This window comes from Mesorhizobium sp. B3-1-6 (genome assembly GCF_006439555.1).
In the GTDB taxonomy this organism is placed as follows: Bacteria; Pseudomonadota; Alphaproteobacteria; order Rhizobiales; family Rhizobiaceae; genus Mesorhizobium.
In genome coordinates this window covers 176166-183907 of sequence record NZ_VFTM01000007.1, presented here as the reverse complement: position 1 = coordinate 183907, position 7742 = coordinate 176166, and the positions used below count along the sequence as shown (strand labels likewise).

The following is a 7742-nucleotide window of genomic DNA, read 5'->3' as shown; positions in this document are numbered from 1 at the left end:
TATGGCTATGGCGTCGGCACGATCGACAGCTACGTTCCGCACATCGTCGGTGGCTTGAAGTACACGCAGGGCTGGGGTGATATCGTCGGCGTCGTCGCCTATGACAGCAACTACGAATACGTCTCGGGCAAGGTCCGCCTGGACGTGAACGTGACCAACGAACTGTCGCTGTTCGGCATGTTCGGCTATGCCAGCGAGGGCAAGCTCAACGACACATCCGCAGTCGCATTCGCGAACGGTCGCGGCTTCTACAAGCCGTGGGGCGGCAACTGGGCCTTCTGGGCCGGCGGCACCTACAAGTTCAGCGACAAGGCCTCGTTCAACCTCCAGGTGTCTGGTGATCAGTGGAAGGACTACGCGATCGCGGCCAACATTGCCTACACCGTCGTCCCTGGCCTGACGGTCACGCCCGAAGTTGACTACCAGCACGTTGGTTCGGATGCTTTCGACCACGGCAACGTTTGGGCTGGCGCCACGAAGAAGAACGCCGTCGGCGCGATCATCCGCTTCCAGCGCGATTTCTAAGACCAGATATTTCTGGGGAGACAGGAGAACCCGGCGGGCAACCGCCGGGTTTCTTTTTTGACGGGTATAGAGATCCCAGAACCGCTGCGCAGTTCGGATGTTGCACCAGCCGTGTATTCGAGGCGCCGTTTGGCGTTCGACCTGATTGCGGCGCAGCGCGGTGGAAAGCTTTAAAAATTCCGGGGAGACGGCGGGCAGCCGCACCCCGTGATCGAAGTCAAACGTCGGCGAGGTCGCCCAACGCTTCAATCAAAGGCTGGATCTGACTTTCGTAATTCTTCCAGCGCTTCACGGACGATCTGTAGATCGGCTGACGAACCTGCCAGCGGCTGGGCGTGGTGACCGCCCCTTCCCTGTCGAAGAAGCGCAGGCACGCGTCATCCCAAGGCAGGCCGAGATGATCGATGAGCCGGCGCGACTGTGCCTCTTGATTCTCGACGAGCGTCTCATAGCGATTTTCAAAGATACGGCCTGGGAAAACCTCGTTCCAGTGACGCATCAAGCGGTCATATTCCCGATAGTACAGGCCGAGTGCCCGCAGGTCTGCATTGTAGCTATGTGCCGAGTTGAAGGGGAGGACATAGCATGACACGCAATTGTCGATGGCGTCGCGGCGGCAGTGAATGATGCGCGCATTGGGAAACAGAAGGGCGATAAGACCGATCAGCTCAAAATTGTGCGGCTCCTTGTCGACGACTCGGAGCGCAGCAGGCGCCCGTTCTCTGAGGTAGGACAGATGCTCTTCGGCCAGCGTCCTGGTCAGTTCCGGCGTAAGGGAATTGACGGGCTTGCTCAGATCTTCAGCCGACGATTTGAGGTCGATTGCGTTTGCCACCCGCCTTAGTTTTTCAAGTTCTCCCGCGCCGTGAACCCGGGGATGACTGGCCAGGATCTGTTCCGTCAATGTCGTTCCGGAACGGGGCATGCCAACCACGAACACAGGGAGATCGGAAGGATCGCCCAGGCCGGACGCGGCGGCAAACAGGCCGGGCGTGAAGATTTCAATCATCGAGTCCACGAAACGACGATACTGATCGATGTCGAACCGGTAGCCGGCGGCCTGCTTGGCCTTGTTGAAATGGTCGAATGCTTCCGCATAGCGCTTGAGGTCGTTCTGTACTTTACCGGCGGCGTAGTGAAGGCTCTGCACGGCCTCCGCGTTAAGCTCCGGACGGTCGAGTTCGCGAAGGATCGATTGGAATTCTGGAGGCTCTTCGGTGAACTTCCGGCTCTGCACGAGATCGTAGTAAGCAGCCGCTGCGTCGACACGGCGTTCGATCGCCTCTTTGAGATAGGCGCCGGCCTCGTCCATACGCCCAAGACCAGTGAGCGCAGCAGCCATTCCGGTCCGCGCCTTGGGGTGATCACGGTTGATCTTCAGCGCCTTCTCATAAAGCGCCAATGCCAGGTCGGGCTTGTCGAACTGGGTATAAACACGCCCCAAGGCGCACAGGGCCTCCACAAGATCGGGCTGTATTACCAAGGCATGCTGGATGTATTTGATCGCGGCCGAGAATTCACTCAGCTTCGCATAGGTCTCGCCGAAGCTAAGGTGGTAGTATGGGTTTCCAGGCTCCTCTGCGACCGCGCGCGCGAAATAGCGCAGAGCCGCCTCATCGTCATAGCCCAGACAAAGCGTGCCCATGATGTACAGGGCCAACGGATGGTTTGGCGTCCGCGCCAGCACTTCAAGGCATAAGTCCTGTGCTTCACCAAGCCGTTTGGCTTGTTGATGCTCATAGGCTTTCTTCAGCAGCGCGTCATCGGCCTGTGCACGTGCGAACGAATTTGTCTTCGGTGGAGCCGGCCGCGGCGGACTTGCCTGGAGCCATCTGGACTTCGGCGTGGCGCCGGATTTGAGGTGTTTGGACCAAGCGGGCGGCAGACGATTGTTCATCGCATCTGCTAGCAATAAGTACCGATGGAATCCAGTCAAAGCTCGGTGAGCAGCGGGCCCGTCGTTCAAATATCCGCGAGATCGCCAAGCGCCTCGATCAGCGGCTGAATTTCGTTTTCGTAGTTCTTCCAGCGCTTGACCGACGTTTTGTAGATCGGTTGCCTGACCTGCCAGCGGCTCGCCGTGGTCACAGAGCCCTCCCTGTCAAAAAAGCGCAGGCAGGCATCGTCCCACGGCAATCCAATGTAATCAGTGAGGCGTCGCGATTGTGCCTCCTGGTCGTCGACGAGCATCTCATAGCGACTCTCGAAGATGCGGCCCGGAAGCACCTCGTTCCAATGTCGCATCAAGCGGTCATATTCGCGATAGTAGAGGCCGAGGGTTCTCAGATCATCGCTATAACTGTGATAACCGTTGAAGGGCAGAACGAAACAGGAAACGCAATTGTCGATGGCATCGCGACGGCAGTGAATGATGCGCGCCTTGGGAAAGAGCAAGCCGATAAGGCCGATCAGCTCAAAATTGTGCGGCATCTTGTCGACGATACGCAGCGCGGTGGCGGAACGTTCCGCGAGATAGGACAAATGCTCCCTGGCCAGCGTTTTCGACAGCTCCGGCGTGATCGAATCGACAAGGCCGTTCAACTTTGCGGCCAAGGAAGGCTTAAGGCCGATGGCATTCGCAACCCGTCCCAATTTGGGGAGCTCCCCCGCGCCATAAACATCGGGATGACTGGCCAGGATCTGTTCCGTCAGCGTCGTTCCGGAGCGGGGCATGCCAACCACGAAAACCGGCACTTCGGAGGGATTACCAAAGCTGCGCTCGGCGGCGGCAAACAAACCCGGTGTGAAGAGCTCGATCAGCGCGTCGACCCACCGACGATATCGGTCGATGTCGAATGGTTGAGAGGCCTGTTTCCCCTTCCGGAAATGATCGAAGGCTTCACCATAGCGTTTGAGATCATTCAGCACCTTGCCGGCGGCATGGTGGAGCAGCCGAGCGCCGTCCGGTCCGAGTTTCGCATTGCCAAGTTCATGAAAAATGGAGCGGAGTTCTGGAGGCTCGTTGGTGAACTTTCGCGTCTGCGCAAGACGGTAATAGGCGCCCGGCAGGTCGATGCGCCGCTCTATTGCCTGGTTCAGACAGGCGGCGGCTTCATCCATGCGGCCCACGCTGCTCAGGGCATTGGCTAGCCCCACTCTGATCTCGGGATGATCGGGGTCGATTTTCAGCGCTTTCTCGTAAAGCGGCAAAGCCAGATCTGGCTTATCGGATTCCACATAAGTGCGTCCCAAGGCACAGAGCGCCGCGACAAGATCAGGCTGCAGCTCCATGGCGTATCGCATATGCTCGATCGCCGGCGAGTGTTCGCCGACCTTAAGATAGGCCTCTCCCAAGCTGAGGTGATAATAGGCGTTGCGCGGCTCCTCCGCGATGGCGCGGGCGAAATATTGCAACGCCGTCTCGTCGTCATAACCCAGGCATATGGTTCCCATCATAAAAAGGGCGCGCGGGTAATTCGGCGTGCGCGCCAGAACCTGCAGGCACAGATCCTGAGCCTGCTTCGGACGCTTGGCCTGCTTATGCTCATAAGCCTGCTTCAGCAGCAGGTCGTCGGACTGCGCGCGCGCGTCCGGTCTCGAGGGATTCGCCTGCGGCGATCCGGGCCTGAGCGCCGGAGCGGATGGCTTGGGTACCGGACCGGACTTGATATGCTTGGCCCAGGCGGGCGGCAGACGGTTGTTCATAGCGCTTCGCTAGCAAAAGAAGCCGCCGGAATCCAGCCCGCGCGAGACCGTGCCTCGCCGACGGGTCCCCTGCCCTGCTTGCACCGGCCGGGGGATCACGCTAGCAAGAACGCCCCTTCCACGCGAGCTTTTGCCATGCGCCAGCGCCCGTCCCTCACGCCGATTATCGGCGCGCTTCCCACCACGGTTCCGTTCGTCGGCCCGGAGGCGCAGGAGCGCGAGCGCGGGCGGCCTTTCCGCGCCCGCATCGGCGCCAATGAAAGCAGTTTCGGGCCTTCGCCGCGCGTCATCGCCCGCATGGAGAGCGTCGCCCGCGACCAGTGGATGTATTGCGACCCAGACAATTACGAGCTGAAGGTGGCGGCCGCCGCGCATCATGGCGTGGCCGTCGACAACGTGGTCGTGGGCGAAGGCATCGACGGCCTGCTCGGCCTGGTGGCGCGCATGTATGTCGGCCCTGGCGACGCCGTGGTCACCTCGCTCGGCGCCTATCCGACCTTCAATTTCCACATCGCCGGCGTCGGCGGCCGCCTGGTGACGGTACGCTATGCCAACGACAAGGAAGACCTGGACGGGCTCCTCGCCAAGGTCGCCAGCGAAAAGGCGCCGCTGGTCTATCTCTCCAATCCCGACAATCCGATGGGAAGCTGGTGGGAGGCGCCGGATGTCGTCCGCTTCATCGAAGCGCTGCCGGAAACCACCATGCTGGTGCTCGACGAGGCCTATGGCGAGCTGGGACCCGCCTCGGCGCTGCCGGCGATCGACGTTGCGCGGCCGAACGTCATCCGCATGCGCACCTTCTCCAAGGCTTACGGCCTGGCCGGCATACGCTGCGGCTACGCCCTCGCGGAGGCGGAGGTGATCCGCGACTTCGAGAAGATCCGCAACCATTACGGCGTCAGCCGCATGGCGCAGATCGCCGGCCTCGAGGCGCTTGCCGACCAGGACTACCTGCGCTCGGTGGCGGCGCGCGTGGCGGCGGGCCGCGAGCGCATTTCAACCATCGCCAGGCAGAACGACCTCAAGCCGCTGCCGTCGGCGACCAATTTCGTCACCATCGACTGCGGCCGCGACGGCGCCTTCGCGCTGAAGGTGATGCAGAACCTCTTGTCGCGCGACGTGTTCATCCGCAAGCCGATGGTGCCGGTGCTCGACCGCTGCATAAGGGTCAGCGTCGGGCTCGACCACGAGCTCGACATCTTCGCCGAGGAACTGCTAGGCGCCCTGGCAGCGGCGCGGGGTAATTAAATTCCATCGCATCTGACGGCGTCCAGCCTGTTGCCTTTGGCTGGCCCTGTGCCAGATTCCGGCAAGATGCATGGAGCGTAAGCGATGCTGGGCGAGCAGCGGGCCGTTCGGGTGCGCATTTCCGGTAAGGTTCAAGGTGTAAGCTACCGTGTCTGGACGCGCGGCGAAGCCATGCGCCTCGGACTGACGGGTTGGGTGCGCAACGAGCGCGACGGCTCGGTCGCCGCGCTGATCGCCGGCGCCGATGCCGCTGTCACGGCGATGATCGAACGCCTGTGGCAAGGGCCGCGGGGCGCGCTCGTCTCAAAGGTCGAGATCGAGGAAGCGTCCGACGCCGCGCCCGTGGATTTCAGGATCATCGTCTAGACTCATTTCGCCTCCGCGAACCAGGGCTGGCGACGAACGTATGACGTATCTTGAATTAATTGAACGTTCGTTTTATTAAAGGCTGCTGGAGGCGAACATGGCGCGCACCACAGGTTCCGACGGGGAAAAAACCGAAGCGGCCGTCCGTGAGGCGGCGGTCAGCCTGATCGCGCGCCTCGGCTACGAGGCGATGTCGATGCGGCAGCTGGCGGCGGAGGTCGGCGTGCAGGCGGCCGCGCTCTATCGGTATTTCCCAACCAAGGAGGACCTTCTGTTCACGTTGATGCGTGAGCATATGGAAGGCCTGCTCAAGGCTTGGGAAGCGGCGCGGCCGGCGAGCGCTGATCCGGTCACCCGCCTTGCCGCCTATGTCGAGAACCACATCGTCTTCCACATAGAGCGGCGTCACGCCACCCATGTCTCCAATATGGAATTGCGCAGCCTCTCGCATGAAAGGCTGACGCAGATCCTCAAGATGCGCACGACCTATGAGAAGGAGCTGCGCACGATCCTGCGCGACGGCGCCGAGGCCGGTGTCTTTCAGGTCGACGATACCGGGCTCACCGCCATGGCGCTGATCCAGATGATGACCGGCGTCATCGTCTGGTTCCGGCCGGGCGAGCGGCTGTCGATCACTGAAGTCACGGCATCATATCTTTCGATGACAATGCGCCTGGTCGGCGCGACAATCAGCCATGGCACCGCGCGTCCTTCCGGGGCGCGCAAGGGACGCCGTGGCACTCTGATACAGGCATGATCTCCGCGAAGACCGGGCATGCGCAGGGAGGAACGGCATGTACACGAATACGCTGAACTTCGGACTTGATCCCGACATCGAGGCGCTGCGCGATACCGTGCGGCGCTTCGCCCAGGACAGGATCGCGCCGATCGCGGCCGAGATCGACCGCTCCAACGAGTTTCCCGCGCATCTGTGGGTCGAGCTCGGCGCGCTCGGCCTGCTCGGTATCACCGCCGACCCCGATTTCGGCGGGACCGGCATGAATTATCTCGCGCATGTCGTGGCGATGGAGGAGATTTCGCGCGCATCGGCCTCGGTCGGCCTCTCCTACGGCGCGCACTCGAACCTCTGCGTCAACCAGATCAACCGCTGGGCCACCCCGGCGCAGAAGGAGAAGTATCTGCCTGCCCTTTGCTCGGGCGAGACGGTCGGCGCGCTGGCGATGTCGGAACCAGGCGCCGGCTCGGACGTGGTGTCGCTTCGGCTGCGCGCCGAAAAGCGCAACGACCGCTACGTGCTCAACGGCTCTAAAATGTGGATCACCAACGGCCCGGACGCCGGAACGATGGTGGTCTACGCAAAAACCGATCCGGAACGCCATGCGCGAGGCATCACCGCTTTCATCGTCGAGAAGACGATGGCCGGCTTCTCGGTCGCGCAAAAGCTGGACAAGCTCGGCATGCGCGGCTCCAACACCGGCGAGCTGGTGTTCGAGAATGTAGAGGTGCCGTTCGAGAATGTGCTGCATGAGGAAGGGCGCGGTGTCGAGGTGCTGATGTCGGGGCTCGACTATGAGCGCGCAGTGCTCTCCGGCGGGCCGATCGGGCTGATGGCGGCCTGCCTCGACGTCGCTGTGCCTTACGTGCATGAGCGCAAGCAGTTCGGCCAGCCGATCGGTACGTTCCAGCTGGTGCAGGGCAAGCTCGCCGATATGTACTCGACGATGAATGCCGCGCGGGCCTACGTCTATGCGGTGGCCGCCGCCTGCGACCGCGGCGAGACCTCGCGCAAGGACGCCGCAGGCTGCGTGCTCTTCGCCGCCGAAAAGGCCACGCAGATGGCGCTCGACGCCATCCAGTTGCTCGGCGGCAATGGCTACATCAACGACTATCCGACGGGGCGGCTGCTGCGCGACGCCAAGCTCTACGAGATCGGCGCCGGCACCAGCGAGATCCGCCGCTGGCTGATCGGGCGCGAGATCATGGCGGAGGGGGTGTGA

At 62.0% G+C, this 7742-nt stretch carries 7 protein-coding genes; 5 read left to right on the top strand and 2 right to left on the bottom strand.

Annotated features, from left to right (window positions below; translation table 11 throughout):
• Window positions 1-525, top strand: a 525-nt coding sequence (locus tag FJ414_RS09145; protein ID WP_181181571.1) for a porin, incomplete at its 5' end; no start/stop codon positions are given.
• Between the two features lie 217 nt (window positions 526-742).
• On the opposite strand, the gene FJ414_RS09140 is transcribed toward FJ414_RS09145, so the two are convergent.
• Window positions 743-2422, bottom strand: a complete 1680-nt coding sequence (locus FJ414_RS09140) for a sulfotransferase (RefSeq protein ID WP_140643636.1) — start codon at window positions 2420-2422, stop codon at window positions 743-745.
• Between the two features lie 65 nt (window positions 2423-2487).
• On the bottom strand, window positions 2488-4170 hold the full coding sequence (locus tag FJ414_RS09135; protein ID WP_140643634.1) for a sulfotransferase: 1683 nt from the start codon (window positions 4168-4170) through the stop codon (window positions 2488-2490).
• Between the two features lie 135 nt (window positions 4171-4305).
• On the opposite strand from FJ414_RS09135, the gene FJ414_RS09130 reads away from it, so the two are divergent.
• From FJ414_RS09130 to FJ414_RS09115, 4 genes are all read left to right on the top strand, one after another.
• Entirely contained in the window at window positions 4306-5418 is a 1113-nt protein-coding gene (locus FJ414_RS09130; RefSeq protein ID WP_140643632.1) for a pyridoxal phosphate-dependent aminotransferase, read from the top strand.
• Window positions 5419-5502: 84 nt separating this feature from the next.
• Window positions 5503-5784: an acylphosphatase gene (locus FJ414_RS09125; RefSeq protein WP_140643630.1), complete on the top strand. Its 282-nt coding sequence runs from the start codon at window positions 5503-5505 to the stop codon at window positions 5782-5784.
• Window positions 5785-5881: 97 nt separating this feature from the next.
• Window positions 5882-6541, top strand: coding sequence for a TetR/AcrR family transcriptional regulator (locus FJ414_RS09120; RefSeq protein ID WP_140643628.1), 660 nt, complete (start codon window positions 5882-5884; stop codon window positions 6539-6541).
• Between the two features lie 37 nt (window positions 6542-6578).
• Complete coding sequence (locus FJ414_RS09115; RefSeq protein WP_140643626.1) at window positions 6579-7742, top strand: isovaleryl-CoA dehydrogenase; 1164 nt, start codon at window positions 6579-6581, stop codon at window positions 7740-7742.

What these genes read in the sequence shown, in the direction of transcription:
- FJ414_RS09125 (WP_140643630.1), top strand. Translation starts at nt 5,503, where the DNA reads ATGCTGGGCGAGCAGCGGGCCGTTCGGGTGCGCATTTCCGGTAAGGTT.
- FJ414_RS09140 (WP_140643636.1), bottom strand. Translation starts at nt 2,422, where the DNA reads ATGAACAATCGTCTGCCGCCCGCTTGGTCCAAACACCTCAAATCCGGC.
- FJ414_RS09135 (WP_140643634.1), bottom strand. Translation starts at nt 4,170, where the DNA reads ATGAACAACCGTCTGCCGCCCGCCTGGGCCAAGCATATCAAGTCCGGT.
- FJ414_RS09115 (WP_140643626.1), top strand. Translation starts at nt 6,579, where the DNA reads ATGTACACGAATACGCTGAACTTCGGACTTGATCCCGACATCGAGGCG.
- FJ414_RS09120 (WP_140643628.1), top strand. Translation starts at nt 5,882, where the DNA reads ATGGCGCGCACCACAGGTTCCGACGGGGAAAAAACCGAAGCGGCCGTC.
- FJ414_RS09130 (WP_140643632.1), top strand. Translation starts at nt 4,306, where the DNA reads ATGCGCCAGCGCCCGTCCCTCACGCCGATTATCGGCGCGCTTCCCACC.